Origin of the sequence: Stenotrophomonas sp. JC08, assembly GCF_052180205.1 — a bacterium.
Classification (GTDB): Bacteria; Pseudomonadota; Gammaproteobacteria; order Xanthomonadales; family Xanthomonadaceae; genus Stenotrophomonas.
Genome location: NZ_CP197473.1, coordinates 2731533 through 2750908, shown reverse-complemented (window position 1 = coordinate 2750908; position 19376 = coordinate 2731533). Strand labels below are relative to the sequence as shown.

At 65.3% G+C, this 19376-nt stretch carries 18 protein-coding genes and 1 riboswitch; of the genes, 8 read left to right on the top strand and 10 right to left on the bottom strand.

From position 1 onward, the window contains the following. Positions 1-273: 273 nt before the first annotated feature. Positions 274-3090, top strand: a complete 2817-nt coding sequence (glnE, locus tag ACSBPQ_RS12585; protein WP_442682472.1) for a bifunctional [glutamate--ammonia ligase]-adenylyl-L-tyrosine phosphorylase/[glutamate--ammonia-ligase] adenylyltransferase — start codon at positions 274-276, stop codon at positions 3088-3090. 127 nt (positions 3091-3217) lie between these two features. On the opposite strand, the gene ACSBPQ_RS12580 is transcribed toward glnE, so the two are convergent. Together ACSBPQ_RS12580 and ACSBPQ_RS12575 are read right to left on the bottom strand one after the other, a co-directional pair. Next, positions 3218-3772: a queuosine precursor transporter gene (locus ACSBPQ_RS12580; protein WP_442682471.1), complete on the bottom strand. Its 555-nt coding sequence runs from the start codon at positions 3770-3772 to the stop codon at positions 3218-3220. Positions 3773-3907: 135 nt separating this feature from the next. Next, positions 3908-4879: a mitochondrial fission ELM1 family protein gene (locus tag ACSBPQ_RS12575; RefSeq protein WP_442682470.1), complete on the bottom strand. Its 972-nt coding sequence runs from the start codon at positions 4877-4879 to the stop codon at positions 3908-3910. 131 nt (positions 4880-5010) lie between these two features. Between ACSBPQ_RS12575 and ACSBPQ_RS12570 the strand changes: the two genes are divergently transcribed. Together ACSBPQ_RS12570 and ACSBPQ_RS12565 are read left to right on the top strand one after the other, a co-directional pair. Next, entirely contained in the window at positions 5011-5601 is a 591-nt protein-coding gene (locus ACSBPQ_RS12570; protein WP_442682469.1) for a malonic semialdehyde reductase, read from the top strand. 79 nt (positions 5602-5680) lie between these two features. Next, complete coding sequence (locus ACSBPQ_RS12565) at positions 5681-6373, top strand: YceI family protein (RefSeq protein ID WP_442682468.1); 693 nt, start codon at positions 5681-5683, stop codon at positions 6371-6373. Positions 6374-6469: 96 nt separating this feature from the next. On the opposite strand, the gene ACSBPQ_RS12560 is transcribed toward ACSBPQ_RS12565, so the two are convergent. From ACSBPQ_RS12560 to ACSBPQ_RS12550, 3 genes are all read right to left on the bottom strand, one after another. Further along, positions 6470-6805: a hypothetical protein gene (locus ACSBPQ_RS12560; RefSeq protein ID WP_442682467.1), complete on the bottom strand. Its 336-nt coding sequence runs from the start codon at positions 6803-6805 to the stop codon at positions 6470-6472. A gap of 73 nt (positions 6806-6878) precedes the next feature. Beyond that, on the bottom strand, positions 6879-7670 hold the full coding sequence (locus ACSBPQ_RS12555) for a siderophore-interacting protein (protein WP_442682466.1): 792 nt from the start codon (positions 7668-7670) through the stop codon (positions 6879-6881). 84 nt (positions 7671-7754) lie between these two features. Further along, positions 7755-8249 carry a PadR family transcriptional regulator gene (locus ACSBPQ_RS12550; RefSeq protein ID WP_442682465.1) on the bottom strand — a complete coding sequence of 165 codons (495 nt, stop codon included), beginning with the start codon at positions 8247-8249 and terminating at the stop codon, positions 7755-7757. Positions 8250-8644: 395 nt separating this feature from the next. Between ACSBPQ_RS12550 and aceE the strand changes: the two genes are divergently transcribed. Both aceE and ACSBPQ_RS12540 read left to right on the top strand, forming a co-directional pair. Then, positions 8645-11332 carry a pyruvate dehydrogenase (acetyl-transferring), homodimeric type gene (gene aceE, locus ACSBPQ_RS12545; RefSeq protein ID WP_442682464.1) on the top strand — a complete coding sequence of 896 codons (2688 nt, stop codon included), beginning with the start codon at positions 8645-8647 and terminating at the stop codon, positions 11330-11332. 930 nt (positions 11333-12262) lie between these two features. Then, a protein-coding gene (locus ACSBPQ_RS12540; protein ID WP_442682463.1) for an IS3 family transposase occupies positions 12263-13350 on the top strand; the annotation gives its coding sequence in 2 pieces (ribosomal slippage) (positions 12263-12515 and positions 12515-13350; 1089 coding nt in all). Positions 13351-13751: 401 nt separating this feature from the next. Here the strand turns inward: ACSBPQ_RS12540 and ACSBPQ_RS12535 are convergent. The 4 genes from ACSBPQ_RS12535 to ACSBPQ_RS12520 form a co-directional block, all read right to left on the bottom strand. Next, positions 13752-14093, bottom strand: coding sequence for a hypothetical protein (locus ACSBPQ_RS12535; RefSeq protein ID WP_442682462.1), 342 nt, complete (start codon positions 14091-14093; stop codon positions 13752-13754). After that, on the bottom strand, positions 14047-14475 hold the full coding sequence (locus tag ACSBPQ_RS12530) for a transposase (RefSeq protein WP_442682461.1): 429 nt from the start codon (positions 14473-14475) through the stop codon (positions 14047-14049). Before ACSBPQ_RS12530 ends, ACSBPQ_RS12535 begins: the two co-directional genes overlap by 47 nt. Positions 14476-14589: 114 nt before the next feature. Further along, the gene (locus ACSBPQ_RS12525; RefSeq protein WP_442682460.1) at positions 14590-15876 is read right to left on the bottom strand and encodes an arsenic transporter; all 1287 of its coding nucleotides are present in this window, start codon (positions 15874-15876) and stop codon (positions 14590-14592) included. Positions 15877-15879: 3 nt separating this feature from the next. After that, positions 15880-16227: an ArsR/SmtB family transcription factor gene (locus tag ACSBPQ_RS12520; protein WP_442682459.1), complete on the bottom strand. Its 348-nt coding sequence runs from the start codon at positions 16225-16227 to the stop codon at positions 15880-15882. 41 nt (positions 16228-16268) lie between these two features. Between ACSBPQ_RS12520 and arsH the strand changes: the two genes are divergently transcribed. Both arsH and arsC read left to right on the top strand, forming a co-directional pair. Then, entirely contained in the window at positions 16269-17093 is an 825-nt protein-coding gene (arsH, locus tag ACSBPQ_RS12515) for an arsenical resistance protein ArsH (protein ID WP_442682458.1), read from the top strand. Between the two features lie 10 nt (positions 17094-17103). After that, a complete protein-coding gene (gene arsC, locus ACSBPQ_RS12510; RefSeq protein ID WP_442682457.1) occupies positions 17104-17523 on the top strand; it encodes an arsenate reductase (glutaredoxin) in 420 nt (139 codons plus the stop codon). 96 nt (positions 17524-17619) lie between these two features. Here arsC and ACSBPQ_RS12505 read toward each other — a convergent pair whose 3' ends face one another. Next, positions 17620-17901 (bottom strand): hypothetical protein, encoded by a 282-nt coding sequence (locus tag ACSBPQ_RS12505; protein WP_442682456.1) that lies wholly within the window; start codon positions 17899-17901, stop codon positions 17620-17622. A gap of 156 nt (positions 17902-18057) precedes the next feature. On the opposite strand from ACSBPQ_RS12505, the gene ACSBPQ_RS12500 reads away from it, so the two are divergent. Further along, positions 18058-19194, top strand: coding sequence for a phosphotransferase enzyme family protein (locus ACSBPQ_RS12500; RefSeq protein WP_442682455.1), 1137 nt, complete (start codon positions 18058-18060; stop codon positions 19192-19194). A gap of 42 nt (positions 19195-19236) precedes the next feature. Then, a riboswitch (TPP riboswitch) is annotated at positions 19237-19332 on the top strand. Positions 19333-19376 lie beyond the last annotated feature (44 nt).

Below are 19376 nucleotides of genomic sequence, written 5' to 3'. Positions count from 1 at the left end.
CGAATTCTTGTGGGGACCGGCGATTATCGGCGATCGGGCACGCGGATGTTGTCCGACCTTGGTGGGATGGTTTTTCCGCCGGCCCGCTCTTGTACTGTGCAGTATTGTTTTGCACTGCAGCGTGCAACTTGCGCGCGCAGCCCGCACGATCGCCCTGCATCCCGACGTGGGGGAGGGAGCAAAGCCCGCTGACAGTTCGCTGTCAGCGGGCTTTTTTTATGACTTTTCGCTGAACATCGCGACGGTTGCCGGTGTCGATGCCAGAATCCACGGATGAATCCGTCCGTCCCCGAGTTTCCCGAATCCCTGCAGCCGGTCATCGAACGGGCGCTGGCCCGCCTGAAACTGGCTGCCGCCGACCCGGCGCAATGGCCGCCATCGGCGCGCCTGGAGGCCGGCCTGCGGCAACTGGCCGTGGCCAGCGACTTCGCCATCGACACCCTGTGCCGGCAGCCGGAGCTGTTGACGTTGCTGGACCAGGCCGATCCGCCGCCGCTGCCCTTGCCGATGCTCGATCCGCTGCAGCCCAGCGCCTGGGCCGGCCAGCTGCGCCGCTACCGTGCCGCGGCCTCGACCCGGCTGGTGTGGCGCGACCTGCACGGGCTCGATGACGTCGACGCCACGCTGGCCGGCGCCACCACGTTGGCCGAGGACTGCCTGCAGCTGGCGCTGGCGGCGCTGGAGCAGGAGTTCGCCAGTCGCCATGGCGTGGTGCGCGCGGCCGATGGCAGCGTGCAGCGGCTGGTGGTGTTCGGGCTGGGCAAGCTGGGCGGCGGCGAGCTGAATTTCTCCTCGGATATCGATCTGGTCTATGCCTACCCGCATGCGGGCGAGTCCGATGGCGCGCGGCCGCTGGCGGCGGAGGAATATTTCGCCCGGCTCGGCCAGCAGCTGGCGCGGCTGCTGGATGAAACCACCGCCGATGGCTTCTGCCACCGCGTCGACCTGCGCCTGCGCCCGTTCGGCAGTGCCGGGCGTCTGGCACTGTCGTTCGCGGCGATGGACCAGTACTTCCAGCGCGAGGGCCGCGACTGGGAACGCTATGCATGGATCAAGGCGCGCGCGGTGGCCGGCGATATCGCCGCCGGGCAGGCATGGCTGGAAACCCTGCGGCCGTTCGTCTACCGCCGCTATCTGGATTTCACCGCGCTCGACGGCCTGCGTGAGATGAAGGCGGCGATCACCGCCGAAGTCGCACGCAAGGACCGGCTGGACGACATCAAGCGCGGCCCCGGCGGCATCCGCGAGATCGAATTCCTGGCGCAGGCGCTGCAGCTGATCCGCGGCGGCCGTGAGCCGGCGCTGCGCGAGCGGCGGCTGCTGCCGGCGCTGCGCGCGCTGGTCGAGGCCGGGCAGATGGCCGCCAGTGATGGCGAGGACCTGATCGCCGCCTACCGTTTCCTGCGACGGCTGGAAAACCGCCTGCAGATGCTGCGTGACGCGCAGACCCACCTGCTGCCGGGTGACCCGCTGGAGCGCGAGCGCATCGCGCTGACGATGGGCTATGCCAGCAGCGATGCCCTGCTGGCGGCGCTGGAGCAGCAGCGGCAGCGGGTCAGCCGCGAGTTCGATGCGCTGCTGGCGCCACGCAGGGGACAGGCGGCGCCGGATGTGCTGTCCAGCTACTGGCGGGTGCTGCCCGGGGGGGGCAGTGCCGAGGTACTGGCCGAGGCCGGTTTCGCCGATGCCGGCGGTGCCGACCAGTCGTTGCGCGAATTCGCGCAGTCGCTGGGGGTGAAGTCGCTGTCGGATGTCGCCCGCGCGCGGCTGGACCGGGTGTTGCCGGCGCTGCTGCATGCGGCGGCCTGTTCACCGCAGCCCGATGCCGCGCTGCGGCGCGTGCTCGGCCTGCTGCAGGCGATCCTGCGCCGCACCAGCTATCTGGCGCTGCTGGACGAGCAGCCCAGTGCGCTGACCCGGCTGGTCAACGTGCTGGCGCGCAGCGCGCTGTTGTCCGAGCGGCTGGTGGGGTTTCCGCTGCTGCTGGATGAGCTGCTGGACACCCGCGTCGGCGGGCCGCTGCCGGAGGTGGCGGATATGCATGAGGGCTGTGCCACGGCGCTGGATATCGATGACCCGGAGGCGGCATTGCGCCTGCTCAACGAAGTGCGGCTGGCGCTGAGCTTCCGCATGGCGCTGGCCTTCCACGACGGGCGGCAGGGAGCGGTGGAGTGCACCCGGCAGCTGGCGCAGCTGGCCGATGCGGTGGTGGTGACGGTGCTGGAAATGGCCACGCGCGACATGCGCAGCGCCCACGGCGAGGTACCCGGCGGGCGCTTTGCGATCATCGGCTACGGCAGCCTGGGCGGGCTGGAACTGGGTTTCGGCTCGGATCTGGACCTGGTGTTCCTGTACGACCACCCGGCCGGCGCCGGGGAAAGCGACGGTCCACGTCCGCTGGAGAGCAGCCGCTGGTTTGCACGGCTGGCGCAGAAGGTGATGGCGCTGCTGGCCGCGGTCACCGCTGCCGGGCGCCTGTACGACATCGATGTGCGGCTGCGGCCCGATGGCGGCAAGGGCGCGCTGGTGTCCTCGCTGGCCAGCTATGCCGAGTACCAGCGCGAGCGTGCCTGGACCTGGGAACACCAGGCGCTGGTGCGCGCCCGTGCGATTGCCGGCGAGCCTTCGCTGCTGGCCGATTTCGAACAGGTGCGCACGGCCACGCTGTGCCGCCCGCGTGAGGCGGCCAGCCTGTTCGATGACGTGCTGAAGATGCGCGCACGCATGCGCGCAGAGCTGGACCGCAGCGATGCGGCACGGCTGGACCTGAAACAGGGTGCCGGCGGACTGGTCGATCTGGAATTCGTGCTGCAGGCCGGGGTGCTGGCCGGGGCCGCGGGTGATGTGGCGCTGTGCGTGCCGCGCGAAACCCCGGCGCTGATCGATGCGCTGCGGGCGACGGCGTGGCTGCCGGCCGATACCGCGCACGCCCTGCATGCCGCCCACGCCACGCTGCTGGATGCCGGCCTGCATTGCACGCTGGACCGGCGTCCGCGCATCACCACGCCGACGGAGGAGATCGAGGCCGCCTGCGCGGTGATCACCGCCGCCGCCGTCGCGCAGGGACTGCCGTTCGAACCGGGAGCCTGAGAGCCGGGAGAGGGGGCAGGGTACGGGCGAAGCCCGGCGATAACCGCCAGCATGCGGCTTCGTTCCTGGCCTCTCCGGCGCTTCGCGCCACCTTCCCGCACAGGAGAAGGAATCCTCACGCGCCGGCTTACGAACGCGCCGGCGCCATCTTCCACAGCAGGGCGCGGAACGGCGCCAGCAGGCACACGCCGATGGCCAGCTTCACCGCCAGATCGCCCAGCGCCCAGGTGACCCATGGCAGCGTCGAACCGGCAAAGGCGATCGACCAGAAGATCGCCGTGTCCACGGTGGCGCTGCAGGTGGTGGCGACCATCGGTGCACGCCACCAGCTGCCGGTGCGCAGGCGGTCGAACACGGTGATGTCCAGCAGCTGGGCGACGATGAAGGCGGTGCAGGAGGCCACGGCGATACGTGGGGTGGCGATCCAGATCGACAGCAGCACGGCGATGGCGAAGCCCACCCACGCCACCTGCCGGGCCGCGCGTGGGCCGAAGCGGCGGTTGATCAGGTTGCTGACCAGGAACGCGACCGGATAGCTGAACGCCCCCCAGGTCAGCCAGTCGTTGATCGGGTACTGCACCAGCACGTTCGAGCCCAGCACCACCGCACCCATCGCCAGCACCGCCAGCAGCAGCGCAGGCAGGGTGAGCGGGGCGAAGCGGATGGAGGCGTTCAACGACATGGCGACAGCAGGCAGCAACGCCGGGGACGGCGCGGCAGTTCGGGAAAGGGGGGCGGCCATTGTAAGCAGCCGCGCTGTATGGCGCTTCACCGGGATGCGCTGGATGTCGCGCGTGCCGGGCCCGTCGCGCCGTACTTACAGCCCCAGCCGGGCCTTCACCTCGGCGGCGATGCGCGGGGTCTCGCGCAGCGGTTCGACCGGCTGTGACGGATCGGCGTCCAGGGCCGCGAGCGCTTCCAGCAGGCGGCCGCGTTCGATCAGCGCGCTCTGGAAATGACGCAGCCGTGCCTGTGCGCGGTGGCCGAGCATCACGCTGACCGGCACCCGGGTGGCGCAGGCTTCGGAAAGCAGGTTCACCGAATCGGGCGTGCAGACAATGCGGTGGGCCCAGCCGAGCAGGCCGGCGTAGGGATTGGAGCCGTCGCCGCCATCGCTCCAGATCACCCCGGGTACATCGTCGAAGGCCTGCAGCAGTGCCTGCGTTACCGCGCGCGGGGTGCGTCGCGAGGTGGTCGCCAGGATGCTGCCGCCTTCGCCGCGGACCTGCGCGGCCAGCTGCCGGAACAGCGGCACGATCTCCTCCAGCTGCCACGGGGCGTGGTCGGTGGGGCCGCCGACCAGCACGGCGGTACGCGGCCCGGGCAACTGTTCGAAACTGGAAAACGCGGCGCGGCCACAGGCCAGCCACTCGTCCGATACCGGGTTCAGGCTGCCCAGCAGGGTGAGCACGTTGCCGCCGTGCAGGCGGTCGTGGGCCGGGGCCACCACCAGGTCCCAGTGGCGGGGGTTGATGCGCGGATCAAGAATCTGCACCGTGCGCGTGCCCTGCCGGCGCAGCAGCCGCAGCGCACCGGCCGCCTGCCGGCCACAGCCGATGGCCAGCCCCGGGGAGGCGCCGGCCATGCGCAGGAAGTCGTCGCCGAACCCCTGCATCGCCCCGGGCAGCAGCCGCGGGGCGAACCAGCGCCACGGCGCCTTGGGCTGCAACCGCAGCCGGTGCTGGCCGCCCAGCTGCAATGCCGATGCCAACGCGACGGCCTGGCGGACATTTCCGGCGCGGCCGTCGGTGATCGTCCAGGGAAGCATCGATCGTTTCGCGTGTGGCATTAATTCGTTTCATCGTGGCTGGGTGTTGCAACAGTCGTGGCGCCCTACACTGTTGCCACTCGTCGTCGTGCCATTGTCCGGCGCTTTCCGGCACAAGACCACGACCGTAGCCAATTCACCACGGAGTTTCCATGTCCGACGTCTTCACCGATGCCGCGCTCGACCAGCTGTTCCGCACCGCCCGCACCCAGAACGCCTTCCAGGACCGCCCGGTGGAAGACAGCCAGCTGCGCGCGCTGTACGACCTGCTGAAGTGGGGACCGACCTCGGCCAACAACAGCCCGGCGCGCTTCGTGTTCGTCAAATCGGCCGACGCCAAGCAGAAGCTGGCGCCGGCGCTGTCGGAGGGCAACCTGGCCAAGACGATGGCCGCACCGGTCACGGTGATCGTCGGTTTCGACCAGGATTTCCACGAGAAGCTTCCGTATCTGTTCCCGCACACCGATGCCAAGGCCTGGTTCGACGGCCCGCGCGAAGGCCGCCACGAGGCCGCGTTCCGCAACGGCACCTTGCAGGGCGCCTACCTGATCCTGGCCGCGCGTGCGCTGGGACTGGATGCCGGCCCGATGTCGGGCTTCGACAACGCCAAGGTCGATGCGGCGTTCTTTGCCGGCACCGCGATCAAGTCCAACTTCCTCGTCAACCTCGGCTATGGCGATCCGGCCGGGGTGTTCCCGCGCCTGCCGCGGCTGTCGTTCGATGAAGCGGCACGCATCGAATAACTCCACTGCCGGCGGCCGCTGTCCGCTGCCGGTGCCTGCAACCGAACACAACCCTTTCCCGTCCTTTCCGGAGAATCCCATGAACACTGTTTCCAAGCTGCTGCTCCCGCTGGCCCTGGCCGCCGCCGTCACCGCCTGCTCCAAGCCGGCCGAGACCACCGCGCCGGAAGCCGCTCCTGCTGCAACCGCTACCGCGCCGGCCGAAGCCGCCCCGGAAGTGGCCGCGATCGAAGTGGCGTCCGGCACCTACACCCTCGACCCGACCCACACCGACGTGCTGGCGCAGTGGAGCCACTTCGGCTTCTCCAACCCGAGCGCGCACTTCGGCAAAGCCGAGGGCACGCTGGTGTACGACGCCGCCGATATCGGCAAGTCGAGCGTGGAAGTGACCCTGCCGCTGTCCGGCCTGAACAGCTTCACCGCCAAGTTCGACGAGCACCTGCGCAGCGCCGATTTCTTCGACGCCGCCAAGTTCCCGGTCGCCACCTTCAAGAGCACCAAGGTGGAAGTGGCCGGCACCAACAAGCTCACCGTGACCGGCGACCTGACCATCAAGGACATCACCAAGCCGGTGGTGCTGGATGTCACCGTCAACGGTGGCGGCGAGCACCCGATGCTGAAGGTGCCGTCGGTCGGCTTCGATGCCAGCACCACGATCAAGCGCAGCGACTTCGGCGTCGGTGCCTATGCGCCGAACGTCGGTGACGAGGTCAAGATCCGCATCACCACCGAAGCCTCGATTCCGAAGGCCGAGGAAGCCAAGGCCGAGTAACCGGCCCGCGCTGGTCGCAGCGCTCAGCGGCTGCAACAACAAAGGCCCGCCATCACTGGCGGGCCTTTGCATTTGGCCGGAGTGCGACCGGCCGCGTTATTCGCAGCGTGCGGCGGTGATCACATTGCCGGCATCCACGTACACGCGCAGGCGGTCGCGGCGGATGTCGCGGGTGGTGATGGTGGCCGGGCCGATCGGATTGACCAGGCCGGCGCCACTTTCCTGCTTGAGCCGGCGCACGGTGGCTTCATCGTTGACCTTGCCGATCGCCCATTGCAGCGAGGTGTCGTTGCACAGGCCCGGCAGCGGTGCCGGCGCCGCTGTCGAAGCGGCGGGCGGCGGCGTGCTCTGGCAGGCGCCCAGGGCGGTGGCCAGCAGGGCGGCCGCCAGCGCGGTGCCGATGGCGGGGAAGCGGGGGCGTGAGGGGATCATGGGCATGTTCCGGGCGCGGCGGGAGGGGCCGAGCATAGCAGCGCCGATGCAGCCGCCGGTAGGCGGAAAAAGGTCATCCGGCCGCGTCCTGATCGGCCTTCCAGTAGCCGGTGGCGCGGATCCATTCCTTCGGCACCTGCAGGTGGCCCTCGATGAATTTGCGCATCATCCGCGCGCGGCTGGACTCGGTGGCGATCCAGTAGTGCGTGTCGCCGTCGGGCTGCTCGAAATCCACCAGCGCGTCCTCCAGCAGGGTGCTGCTGGACGCATCGAAGCCGTTGCGCTCGAACCATGACACCGTCACCTGCGCATCGCTGTGCAGCGGCTGGCGATCACCCTCTTCGGGAATCTCGATGAACACCTCGGCCACTGCGTCGTCCGGCAGTTCCTCCAGCCGGCGTGCGATCGCCGGCAAGGCGGTTTCATCGCCGATCAGCACATAGCAGTCGAAATCATCAGCAATCAGGTGCGAGCCGCGCGGGCCGGCCACCACCAGTTCATCGCCGGGCTGCGCCTTGGTCGCCCAGCGGCTGGCGGCACCGTCGCCGTGCAGCACGAAATCCAGCACCAGCTCGCCGGCCTGCGCGTCGTAGTGGCGCGGTGTGTAGTCGCGGGCCGGGGAGGGTGGCTGGCCTTGCGGATAGCGCGGGCCGTGTTCGGTCAGCTCCGGCAGCACGAAGGTGCCCTCGCTGTTGGGGAAGAACAGCTTGACGTGGTCGTCCGCGGCGCGGCTGTCGAAGCCCTGCAGCGCCTCGCCGCCGACGACGATGCGTTGCATGTTCGGGGTCAGGCGCTGGCTGCGCAGCACCTGCAGCGAACGGAAGTGGGGGACGAGGCGGATCTGCGTGGAGGCATGCGATGTCATGGCGTTACCTGGGGTCAATGGCGGCGGTGGCCGGGGTGACCTGGCTGGATCGCTCTGGCTGGGTCGGTACGGGGAAAGGGCGGTTCATTCGGGATGCGCCTCTTGCACCAGCGCGGTGGCCGCATCCAGCAACGTGGTGAGGCGTTCGATATCGGCGTCCTGCCAGCGGCCGTGGCGCAGCATCATCGCCCGGGTCAGCTGCTGCATCGCCTCGCGGACCGCTGGCGGCAGGTTGGCCTTGGTGATCGTGCGCGCGCTGTGGCGCGTGCGCAGCAGCGCGTCGTCGATCTGTGCCTGCTGCAGCTTCAGCTGCGCACGGCCGAGGGCGGTGAGGTGGTAGCGCTTGCGTCCGCCGTCCTCCTCGGCGCGCACCCAGCGCAGGTTCTCGAAATCGGCCAGCAGCGGATACACCGAGCCGGGGCTGGGCGTATACACACGCAGGAACATCTCGCCGACCTGCTGGATCAGCTCATAACCGTGCCGCGGCGCCTGGCCGAGCAGCGACAGCAGCAGCAGGCGCAGGTCGCCACGGCCCAGTGGACGGGACGCACTTTGGGAGCGGGATCGGGAGACGGTCATCCGAATGTTTTCGATATATCGGAATGCACAAAACGATATATCGGAAACCTCCGGGCGGCAAATTACCCGCTGCAACGCTGTGTTGCCGGCACCCAGGTCACTGCCCATTGGCACGGTGGCAATCGATGTTGCAGGGCAGCATTGTCGCCAGCGTCCCGTCATCGGCCAGTCCGCAGGTCGCCACGGTTGCCGGCATGGTGATGCGGGAGCCGCAGATGGCTGTCCTGTCGTGTCCAGTTGCCGGTCATCGCGTTGTCGTCATTTGTCTGCCGGACAGCGGCTTTTCCCTTGCCATACGCGGGCGTAGCCCCCTTTGAAGGGCAACGGTTGCGCTACACTTCCGAGCTCAAAATTAAAAACGAGCGCACGCAAGCGCGCAGTAACTGGGAGCGCCAATGAACTGGTTGAATGAAGTGCTGAACAACGATCCGAACCCCCTGGAAACACAGGAGTGGATCGAGTCGTTGAAGGCCGTTATCGATGTCGAGGGCCCCGCGCGCGCGCATCAGCTGCTGGAAGGAATGGTAGAACTGAGCCGCCGTTCGGGCGCCTACCTGCCGTTCTCTCCCACCACCGAGTACGTCAACACCATCGCCCCGCAGCTGGAGGCCAAGAGCCCCGGTGATGCCGACCTGGAATGGCGCATCCGCTCCATCATCCGCTGGAACGCGATGGCCACCGTGGTCCGCACCAACCGCAAGCCGGGCGACCTGGGCGGCCACATCGCCTCCTTCGCCTCCGGTGCCACGCTGTACGACGTGGGCTTCAACCACTTCTGGCGCGCCCCGAGCGAGAACCACCCGGGCGACCTGCTGTTCATCCAGGGCCACAGCTCGCCGGGCATCTACGCCCGCGCCTTTCTTGAAGGCCGCATCAGCGAGCAGCAGCTGGACAAGTTCCGCATGGAAGTGGACGGCGGCGGCCTGTCCTCTTACCCGCACCCGTGGCTGATGCCGGACTTCTGGCAGACCCCGACCGTGTCGATGGGCCTGGGCCCGCTGGCGGCGATCTACCAGGCGCAGTTCATGAAGTACCTGGAGAACCGTGGCCTGATAGAGAAGTCCGACCGCAAGGTGTGGTGCTTCATCGGCGACGGCGAGTCGGACGAGCCGGAAACCCTGGGCGCCATCGCTCTGGCCGGCCGCGAAGGCCTGGACAACCTGATCTTCGTGGTCAACTGCAACCTGCAGCGTCTGGACGGCCCGGTGCGTGGCAACGGCAAGATCATCCAGGAACTGGAAGGCGTGTTCCGTGGCGGCGGCTGGAACGTCATCAAGCTGCTGTGGGGCGGTTACTGGGATGCCCTGCTGGCCAAGGACACCAACGGCGTCCTGAAGAAGCTGATGATGGAAACCGTCGACGGCGAATACCAGAACTGCAAGGCCTTCGGCGGCGCGTACACGCGTGAGCATTTCTTCGGCAAGTATCCGGAAACCGCGGCGATGGTCGCCGGCCTGTCCGACGACGACATCTGGCGCCTGAACCGTGGCGGCCACGATCCGCACAAGGTCTACGCCGCCTACCACCAGGCGGTGAACACCACCGGCATGCCGACCGTGATCCTGGCCAAGACGGTGAAGGGCTATGGCATGGGCAGCGCCGGGGAGTCGCTCAACCCGACCCACCAGACCAAGAAGCTGGACGACGATTCGGTCAAGCATTTCCGCGACCGCTTCAACATCCCGGTCACCGACGCGCAGCTGGCCGACGGCCAGGTGCCGTTCTACCACCCGGGTCCGGATTCGCCGGAAGTGAAGTACCTGCAGGAGTGTCGCGCCGCACTCGGCGGCCACCTGCCGCAGCGCCGGCAGAAGGCCAGCAAGTCCTTCACCGCGCCGAAGCTGGAAACCTACGAGCGCCTGCTCAAGGATTCGGGCGAGCGCAGCTACTCCACCACCATGGCCTTCGTGCAGACGCTCAACATCAGCCTGCGCGACAAGGAGCTGGGCCCGCACCTGGTGCCGATCGTCGCCGACGAGGCGCGCACCTTCGGCATGGAAGGCCTGTTCCGCCAGATCGGCATCTACGCCCCGTACGGGCAGAAGTACAAGCCGGTCGATGCCGACCAGCTGATGTACTACCGCGAGGACCAGTCCGGCCAGGTGCTGCAGCAGGGCATCAGCGAGCCGGGCGCCATCGCCTCGTGGATGGCCGCCGGCACCAGCTACTCGGTGTCCAACGTGCCGATGCTGCCGTTCTACATCTACTACTCGATGTTCGGCTTCCAGCGCGTGGGCGACCTGGCGTGGATGGCGGCGGACATGCGCACCCGCGGCTTCCTGCTCGGCGGCACCGCCGGCCGCACCACGCTCAACGGTGAAGGCCTGCAGCACGAAGACGGCTTCAGCCACATCGTCGCCGGCGGCATTCCCAACGTGCGCAGCTACGACCCGACCTTCGGCTACGAAGTCACCGTCATCGTCCAGCACGGCACCAAGGCCATGATGGAAGACCAGATCGACGAGTACTACTACATCACCCTGATGAACGAGAACTACACCCACCCGGCCATGCCGGAAGGTGCGGCCGACGGCATCATCAAGGGCATGTACCTGCTCACCGATGCCGGCAAGCCGAAGAAGAACGAGCTGCGCGTGCAGCTGCTGGGCAGCGGCACCATCCTGCGCGAGGCCATCGCCGCGGCCGAGCTGCTGGACAAGGATTTCGGCGTCACCGCCGACATCTGGTCCTGCCCGAGCTTCAACGAACTGCGTCGCGACGGTTTCGACGCCGAACGCTGGAACCGCCTGCATCCGGAAGCCGAACAGCGCAAGCCGTACGTCACCGAGCTGCTGGAAGGTCGCCAGGGCCCGGTCATCGCCGCCACCGACTACGTCCGCGCCTTCGCCGACCAGATCCGCGCCTTCGTGCCGGGCACCTACTCGGTCCTGGGCACCGACGGCTTCGGCCGCTCCGACACCCGCGCCAACCTGCGTCGTTTCTTCGAAGTGGACCGCTACTACATCGCCCACGCCGCAATTGCAGCATTGGCGAAGGATGGCAAGATGACCGCGAAGGATGTGGCCCGGGCGATCAAGCAGTACGGGATTGATCCGGAGAAGGCGAACCCTGTGGGGGTTTGATTCTTCCTGCGGTGTGATTGAAAAGAGCGGTCTGGTGGCCGCTCTTTTTTATGTGCGGCGCGCATAGTGGCAGCGGAGTCAATACGCCAAGCCTAGCCAGAATGCCTGATTCGATGACCACACTCAGAAGAAAGAGGAGAGAAAGGCTTTGCCTAGGTAGCAGAGTGTTTCGATCCTTTTCCATCCGGTTACCTCAAGTACCTGAAATGGTAGGTCTTCGATGGGTAGATCGGCACTGTCGTCGAGCTAGTAATCTAGTGTTTGTAAATCGAATTCTTCTTGGGTCATTATGAGCTGTTCTCTCAGGTTCACTGGCTTGCCAGATCATTCGTACGGATGCTGAGTAAGCGGTAGTTACGGCTTTGGGTGCAGCGATATTTAATCGCCAACATTCCCTAGCGTGGATTGGAATCTATACGCAGTAATCGAAGGGGTTGCTGATTATTCGGAATGTGGCTACCGCGTAGGTTCTCTACTTATGACCTGTATGGAAGATTCGATCGACATTATTAATTATGTGCTCCGACTGGTGGCGGAGGCGTATTTGCTGTGTGCCGACTTGCTTCCGTGCCGTGCTCCAATGGCTCTCCGAAATTGCTCGTATCCCGGCAGGGTTTGATAATTACATGGAGGCAGTATGAGTACGGTAGATGCATCGGCTCCGGACTGTGGTTTTTATTGGTGCCGTCCTGTTGGCTTTCATGTGCGTTACCATTACGCTTTTCTGTGATAGCCTTGGTGAGAGTGGTTTTTTTGGAATGCGACGCTCAACGGCTGGATGGGGGTTAATATGTACTGCGAGCAATGTGGTTGTAAAACATCAGATTTTGCCAAATTTTGTGAAAGTTGCGGGAACCGCTTGGTAATCCCCCCGCAGGTTAGCTGACGCCAGAAGTGGAATTTTCTCGTACGCTTTCCCGAGGAGGTTCCATGAAGAAGTCCCGCTTCACCGATAGCCAGATCATCGCCGTGCTCAAGCAGGCCGAGGCCGGCACGCCCGTTCCGGAGTTGTGCCGCGAGCACGGCATCAGCTGCGCCACCTTCTACAAGTGGCGCAGCAAGTTCGGCGGCATGGACGCATCGCTGATGTCCCAGCTCAAGGAGCTGCAGGACGAGAACCGGCGCCTGAAGAAGATGTATGCCGAGGCCCAGCTCAGCGCCGACCTGCTGAAGGAAGCGATGTCAAAAAAATGGTGAGGCCATCTCAACGCCGGGAGATGGCCCGATGGGCGGTGGACAGTGGGCGATCGAGCATCCGGCACGCCTGCCAGACTTTCGCGGTGAGCCAGACCTGCTACCGCTACCAGGCCAAGGCGAGCGAGGAGAATGCTCGGATCGCCGACTGGCTGGTGCGATTGACGACTGCCTATCGCGACTGGGGTTTCGGCCTGTGCTTCCTGCATCTGCGCAACGTCAAAGGCTTTGGCTGGAACCACAAGCGGGTCTATCGCATCTACCGGGAGCTGGAGTTGAACCTGCGGATCAAGCCGAAGAAGCGCCTGGTACGCGAACGCCCGGAGCCACTGGCGGTGCCGGAGGCGATCAACCAGGTCTGGTCAATGGACTTCATGCACGACCAGCTCAGCGACGGACGCAGCTTCCGCCTGTTCAACGTGCTGGACGACTTCAATCGCGAAGGGCTGGGCATCGAGGTGGATCTGTCACTGCCGTCGGCCCGAGTCATCCGTGCACTGGAGCAGATCATCGAATGGCGGGGCAGGCCGCGGGTGATCCGTTGCGACAACGGCCCTGAATACATCAGTGGCGTGCTGCTGGCATGGGCCGAGCAACAAGGTATCCGCATCGAGCACATCCAGCCCGGCAAACCACAGCAGAACGCCTATGTCGAACGCTACAACCGAACCGTACGTTACGCCTGGCTGGCCCGAACCCTGTTCGACTCGATCGAGCAGGTACAGGACAAAGCCACCCGTTGGCTCTGGACTTACAACCACGAGCGCCCGAACATGGCGCTCGGCGGCATCACGCCCATGCAGAAACTGGCACTTGCCGCTTAGCTCCACTTTTGGAGACCGCTAAAAGCGGGGGGATTACCGCTTAAGTCGTGAGGAAAGTGCTTATCCGGCGACCCCTGTAAGTCGGGCTGATATAAGTATAAAGGCTAGTATCAATAATGGTGGTCGGAGGAAATCTCTCAGTGAATGGTATCAGTCCACGAGTAGTGGGCAGCGTGTGTTGATGGCTTTCGCTTCCATGGCATTAATGCCGCTCTATGGCGTTGGTTTCATTTTTCTGGCGATACTGGTTTATTTGCAGATAGGCCAAGAGCAAGATGTGGAGTGAGCTTTTAATTGTCTTGTCCTTTAGTCCCCGTGGCGAGATTTCCTCGATCGACTGGGGGCGCGGGATGGAGCGGTTTTAAGGAGAAAAACAGGAACAAAACAGGGGTCAGAGTGAATTAAATCTGCTTCTGGCTGGGGCTGTCTGGTACTGATGTTTCTTGGGTCTGCTTTCTGGGCCTCCCCACTTTTCGTGGGGTAACGCTGCGCCCCAGCTGGGCTTCGATGGCGGCGCGGAAGCGGTCGTTGCCCATAGGTTGCTGGTGATGCAGGTGGTGGGCGAAACGTGCGGCATCCTCGGCGACGGCCTGTTGCACCAGTTCACGGTAGGCCTGTTGCCGGTCCGATGGCGTGGTTCCCAGGTGCAGATAGCAGTCATGGGGATGCAGCAGCGGGTCGGGCAGGCCCTTTGCGTTACCTGCATGGCTGGACCAGCGGTACTGGTCCGCGGTGGCGACCATGCGCGCGCGGGTTGAGTTCGATATAGCGGTAGCAGCGCAGCAGGTGCTCGTCATTGGCGACCAGGTGGGATTTGTAACGTCTCTCCCACAAGGTGCCGGTGCGGCCATAGGTGTCGTTGATGTAGCGCACATAACGCCGCCCCAGTGCCTGCATCACGCTGCTGATGGCGCCCACGCGCGTTGGCGTCATCAGCAGGTGCACGTGGTTGGTCATCAATACATAGGCGTGCACGTTGCAGTCGCGGGCCAGTGTGATTTCCCGCAGATCCTGTACGTAGCGCTGGTAGTCGATAGCGCGGAAGAAGCAGGGTTGGCGGTCGTTGCCACGCTGGATGACATGTTGGGCGACGCCGGCCAGATCGATCCTCGGCTTCCTTGCCATGGGCTTGCTCCGTTGTTGGAGCAGCCCACGCTACGGGGTGGTGGCAAGCTCGCGTATCGGAAGTTGCCTCGTGAAATGCCGGAATTCCACTCTGACCCCGGTTTCCCAAGCCGGCTACACAAGGCTCAGCCGCAGCACCAGCGCCACCAGAGTCACAAGCAATACCGGAAGCGTCAGCACGAGGCCGATCTTGAAGTAGTAGCTCCAGGTGATCCTGATTTTCTTGCGTGCCAGCACATGCAGCCAGAGCAACGTGGCCAGGCTGCCGATCGGGGTGAATTTCGGCCCCAGGTCGCTGCCGATGACGTTGGCGTAGATCATCGCCTCGCGCACGGTTCCTGCGGCCTGGCTGGCGTCAATGGACAGTGCGCCGACCAGCACGGTGGGCATGTTGTTCATGATCGACGACAGGAAGGCGATCAGCAGGCCGGTCCCGATCGTCGCCGCCCACAAGCCGTAACTGGCGAAAAGATCCAGCAGTCTGGCCAGATGGCCCGTCAGACCCTGGTTGCGCAGGCCGTAGACCACCAGGTACATGCCGAGCGAGAAAACCACGATCTGCCACGGCGCTTCCCGAATGACTTTGCGGGTCGATATCACGTGGCCCTTTGCCGCCACGCCCAGCAGGACGAGTGCACCGGCGCCTGCCACCGCGCTGATCGGCACGCCGATCCGCTCCAGCCCGAAAAAGCCGACCAGCAACAACGCCAGCACTGCCCAGCCTGCCTTGAAGGTGGTGCGATCGATGATGGCCGAACGCGGATCCTTCAGCTGGGCCACGTCATAGCTGGCGGGAATGTCGCGGCGGAAAAACCACAGCAGCATGCCAAGCGTCGCCGCGACCGAGACGAGGTTGACCGGGATCATCACCGAGGCATATTCGGCGAAGCCGATATCGAAGTAATCCGCCGAGACGATGTTGACCAGGTTGGAAACGACCAGCGGCAGGCTGGCCGTGTCTGCGATGAATCCAGCGGCCATCACGAACGCCAGCGTGGCCGCCGGGCTGAACCTCAACGCCAGAAGCATGGCGATCACAATCGGCGTCAGGATCAGTGCAGCGCCATCATTGGCGAACAACGCCGCCACGGCCGCACCGAGCAATACGAGGAAGGTGAACAGCCGGCGTCCGCTGCCCTTGCCCCAGCGCGCCACATGCAGCGCCGCCCACTCGAAGAACCCGGCTTCATCCAGCAGCAGGCTGATGATGATCACCGCGACAAAAGTGAAGGTGGCGTTCCAGACAAAACCCCAGACCGTCGTGATGTCCGCCAGCGCCACCACCCCGGTCAACAAGGCCAATACAGCGCCCAGCATGGCGCTCCATCCCACCCCTAGGCCTTTGGGCTGCCAGATGACCAGGGCAATAGTGGCGATGAATATCAGCAGTGCAGTCAGCATGGATCAGTCCTTGTCCGCTTCCTGTGTGCCCTTGCGGGAGGTGCCGGAGGCCGGAAGACACCGGGCTCTGTCGCCGCAGCAGTTGTCGGTAAGGAACCCGATCAGAGCATTCATGGCGTCGAAGTCGGCCCGGTAGCAGATGTTGCGGCCACGCGGCTCTTTATGGACCAGCCCCGCGGCGGCAAGCTCCTTGAGGTGGAAGGATAAGGTCGCGCCGGGCAGCGACAAGGCCTCGGCAATCTCGCCGGGCATCCGGCCGCACGGACCGGCCTCGACCAGCAGGCGGAAGACCGAGAGCCGGGTCGCCTGTCCGAGCGCCGCAAGGGCGATGGTTGCTTCGTCAAGTTTCATAATTCTAGAATAATGGAAATTAAAGATGGCGTGCAATCGACATGACGATTCCCGAGATGGCCAATCTGGCACCGGAGGTGCTGGACATCCCCACGCAGGACAAGCTGGGCGTATCGGGCTCGGCACATCCCCCGCGAATCCTGATCCTGTACGGCTCGCTGCGCCCGCAGTCCTTCAGTCGCAAGCTCGCGCTGGAAGCCGAACGGCTGTTGCGCCACTTCGGCGCTGAAACCCGGGTGTTTGATCCAAGTGAGCTGCCGATGCTGGACAGCGTGAGCCCGGACCATCCCAAGGTCCGGCAGCTGCGCGAATGGTCACAGTGGTCGGAAGGCCAGGTCTGGGTGAGCCCGGAACGACATGGCACCCTGACGGCGGTGTTCAAGAACCAGATCGACTGGCTGCCGCTGGAAGACGGCGGTGTGCGCCCGGCCCAGGGTCGGACCCTGGCGGTAATGCAGGTGTGCGGCGGCTCGCAGTCGTTCAATGTCGTCAACGCCCTGCGCCAGCTGGGCCGCTGGATGCGCATGGTCACCATCCCCAACCAGTCCTCGGTGCCGAAGGCCTGGCAGGAGTTCAACGACGACGGGCGGATGAAGCCGTCCCCGTACTACGACCGCGTGGTGGATGTAATGGAGGAGCTGGTCAAATTCACCCTGCTGGTTCGCGACCGCAGCGACTATCTCACCGACCGCTACAGCGAACGCAAAGGCGATTTGGCCGCAGCGAAGCTGGCCGCCGCCTCCGGCGCGGTGACGTTGCCGCCGCTCACCGCGATCGTTCCTGCAGCTTCTGCCGATGTCGCCAATGCAGAAGTCTCCCGGCCCGCACGCAGCGAATGCTGCGGGACTTCATCGGCCAGCACCTAAGGACGCCACCATGGACGCCACGATCTATCACAACCCCGCCTGCGGCACTTCGCGCAACACGCTGGCGCTGATCCGCCATGCCGGCATCGAGCCGACCGTCATCGACTATCTGCATGAGCCGCCGACGCGTGATCGTCTGGTCGAATTGATCGCCGCGGCCGGCCTGGGCGTGCGCGATGCCCTGCGGAAGAAAGGCACGCCGTACGAAGCTCTCGGGTTGGACGATCCGACGATGACGGACGAGCAGTTGATCGATGCGATGCTGGCCGATCCGATCCTGATCAATCGGCCATTTGTGGTCACTTCGCTGGGCACGCGTTTGTGCCGGCCATCCGAGGTTGTGCTCGACATTCTGCCGACGGTCACCCGTCCATTCGCCAAGGAAGATGGCGAAGTGGTCATCGATCAGGATGGCCCGCGGCTTGAATAGAGAGCATCACCTGGCTTGGGAAAACAGCGGATGGAGTGGGATGTCCCGGGATTTGCCCCCATTTTTGCCGTTTTTCCCGGTTGTCGCGTCCCTGCGTCAGATCCTGTCGACCAGTACCAGCGGCAGCACCACGCAGACCAGGATCTGCACCAGCAGATAGCCGAAGAACGCGCCCACGCCGCCGAAGAATGCGGCGACGATGGCGGTGACCACGCTGAAAATCGAGCCGATGCCGACACGTGCCAGCGTCAGCCAACCACTGCCGCCGCTGCGGCGCCCGCCATATTCGCCCCACAGGATGAAGGTGCTGAAAACCAGTGACACCAGCACCATGATCCGCGCCGGGTTCACCAGCAGCCATTCCCCGATTTCCTGCATGTGCCGCTCCCTCAAGGTGGAGCGCATTGCAGCAAGCCGTGCGGGGACAGGCAAGTGACCGCAGCAGACAGGATTGGAGGCGACGCCGGCCTGGCCTCACCAACCCGGCAGCGGGAAAACAGGCAGAATTCGACTCTGACCCCGGTTTTTTCTTGCATGAACACCATCGACCACCGCGTCCAGGGCCTCAACAACGACGAGGTGCCTGCCGACTGGCCTGCGATCAGCGAAGCCGAGGTGGCTTGGCTGCGCGAGCGCTTTGCGCAGCTGCAAGGTGCCGGCACGGTGCAGTGGCACAGTCCGCGGCCGATGTCGGCGGCGGCCATCGTCGGTGGCACGTCCGGCCGCTACTTCATCAAGCGTCATCACCGCCATGTCCGCACGGCGGTGACGCTGGGCGAGGAGCATCGCTTCATCGCGCATCTGGGCGCTGCCGGCGTGCCGGTGGTGAAGGTGCTGCAGGATCGCGACGGTGTCACCGCGCTCGAGCAGGGCGACTGGACCTACGAGGTGCATGCTGTCGCCGAGGGCGAGGACCTGTATCGCGATGCACCTTCGTGGACGCCGCTGACCGTTCTGGACCAGGCGCATGAAGCCGGCCGGATGCTTGCCCGCTTGCATCAGGCGTCGGCCGGGTACCACGCGCCACAGCGCAGCACGCACATGCTGGTCGCGCGCGATGACCTGCTGCGCAGCGACGATCCGATCGCGATGCTGGAACGCGACTTCCGCCAGCGCCCGGCACTGGCCGACTACCTGTCACACAAGCCCTGGCGGCAGTCGCTCGAACAGGGGGTGCTGCCGTGGCACGCGGGTCTGGCTGCACGTCTGCAGGCCGAGCCGCGGCTGTGGGCGCACAACGACTGGCATGTCTCCAACCTGCTGTGGAAACGCGAGGGCGATGCCACGGTGGTGGCGAGCGTGTTCGATTTCGGCCTGGCCTCGCCGACCAGTGCGCTGTTCGATCTGGCCACGGCGATCGAGCGCAACGCGGTGGCGTGGCTGCAGCTGGAGCGCGGCATGGAGGCGGTGCATGTGGCCACCGCGCTGGCGCTGCTGGAGGGCTACCGGCAGCAGCGGCCGCTGTCCGCGCGACAGGTGCAGCTGCTGGCCGACCTGTTGCCGGTGGTGCATTTCGACTTCGCCCTGTCGGAGGTGGAGTACTTCCACGGTGCCACCGGCTCCACCGCCAATGCCGATGTGGCCTGGCATGACTTCCTGCTCGGCCATGCACGCTGGTTCGGCACGCGCGACGGACAGGCGCTGCTGGACGCGTTGCGCGCGGCTGCCTGAACACCAGCACAGGAAAAACCGTACCGTTTGTGGTCCAATACGCGACTGAAGCGGGGGTGCCTGGTTATCGCAGGCTGAGAGAGTCCCTTGGAACCTGATCCGGCTTGCACCGGCGTAGGGAGCTTTGAGCAGCAGGCACACCACCTTCAGGGTTGGATGGCCTGCGCGCCTTCGCTTCGTCT

Coding starts and splice junctions, on each gene's coding strand:
- glnE (WP_442682472.1), top strand. CDS start 274: ATGAATCCGTCCGTCCCCGAGTTTCCCGAATCCCTGCAGCCGGTCATC.
- ACSBPQ_RS12580 (WP_442682471.1), bottom strand. CDS start 3,772: ATGTCGTTGAACGCCTCCATCCGCTTCGCCCCGCTCACCCTGCCTGCG.
- ACSBPQ_RS12575 (WP_442682470.1), bottom strand. CDS start 4,879: ATGCCACACGCGAAACGATCGATGCTTCCCTGGACGATCACCGACGGC.
- ACSBPQ_RS12570 (WP_442682469.1), top strand. CDS start 5,011: ATGTCCGACGTCTTCACCGATGCCGCGCTCGACCAGCTGTTCCGCACC.
- ACSBPQ_RS12565 (WP_442682468.1), top strand. CDS start 5,681: ATGAACACTGTTTCCAAGCTGCTGCTCCCGCTGGCCCTGGCCGCCGCC.
- ACSBPQ_RS12560 (WP_442682467.1), bottom strand. CDS start 6,805: ATGATCCCCTCACGCCCCCGCTTCCCCGCCATCGGCACCGCGCTGGCG.
- ACSBPQ_RS12555 (WP_442682466.1), bottom strand. CDS start 7,670: ATGACATCGCATGCCTCCACGCAGATCCGCCTCGTCCCCCACTTCCGT.
- ACSBPQ_RS12550 (WP_442682465.1), bottom strand. CDS start 8,249: ATGACCGTCTCCCGATCCCGCTCCCAAAGTGCGTCCCGTCCACTGGGC.
- aceE (WP_442682464.1), top strand. CDS start 8,645: ATGAACTGGTTGAATGAAGTGCTGAACAACGATCCGAACCCCCTGGAA.
- ACSBPQ_RS12535 (WP_442682462.1), bottom strand. CDS start 14,093: ATGGTCGCCACCGCGGACCAGTACCGCTGGTCCAGCCATGCAGGTAAC.
- ACSBPQ_RS12530 (WP_442682461.1), bottom strand. CDS start 14,475: ATGGCAAGGAAGCCGAGGATCGATCTGGCCGGCGTCGCCCAACATGTC.
- ACSBPQ_RS12525 (WP_442682460.1), bottom strand. CDS start 15,876: ATGCTGACTGCACTGCTGATATTCATCGCCACTATTGCCCTGGTCATC.
- ACSBPQ_RS12520 (WP_442682459.1), bottom strand. CDS start 16,227: ATGAAACTTGACGAAGCAACCATCGCCCTTGCGGCGCTCGGACAGGCG.
- arsH (WP_442682458.1), top strand. CDS start 16,269: ATGACGATTCCCGAGATGGCCAATCTGGCACCGGAGGTGCTGGACATC.
- arsC (WP_442682457.1), top strand. CDS start 17,104: ATGGACGCCACGATCTATCACAACCCCGCCTGCGGCACTTCGCGCAAC.
- ACSBPQ_RS12505 (WP_442682456.1), bottom strand. CDS start 17,901: ATGCAGGAAATCGGGGAATGGCTGCTGGTGAACCCGGCGCGGATCATG.
- ACSBPQ_RS12500 (WP_442682455.1), top strand. CDS start 18,058: ATGAACACCATCGACCACCGCGTCCAGGGCCTCAACAACGACGAGGTG.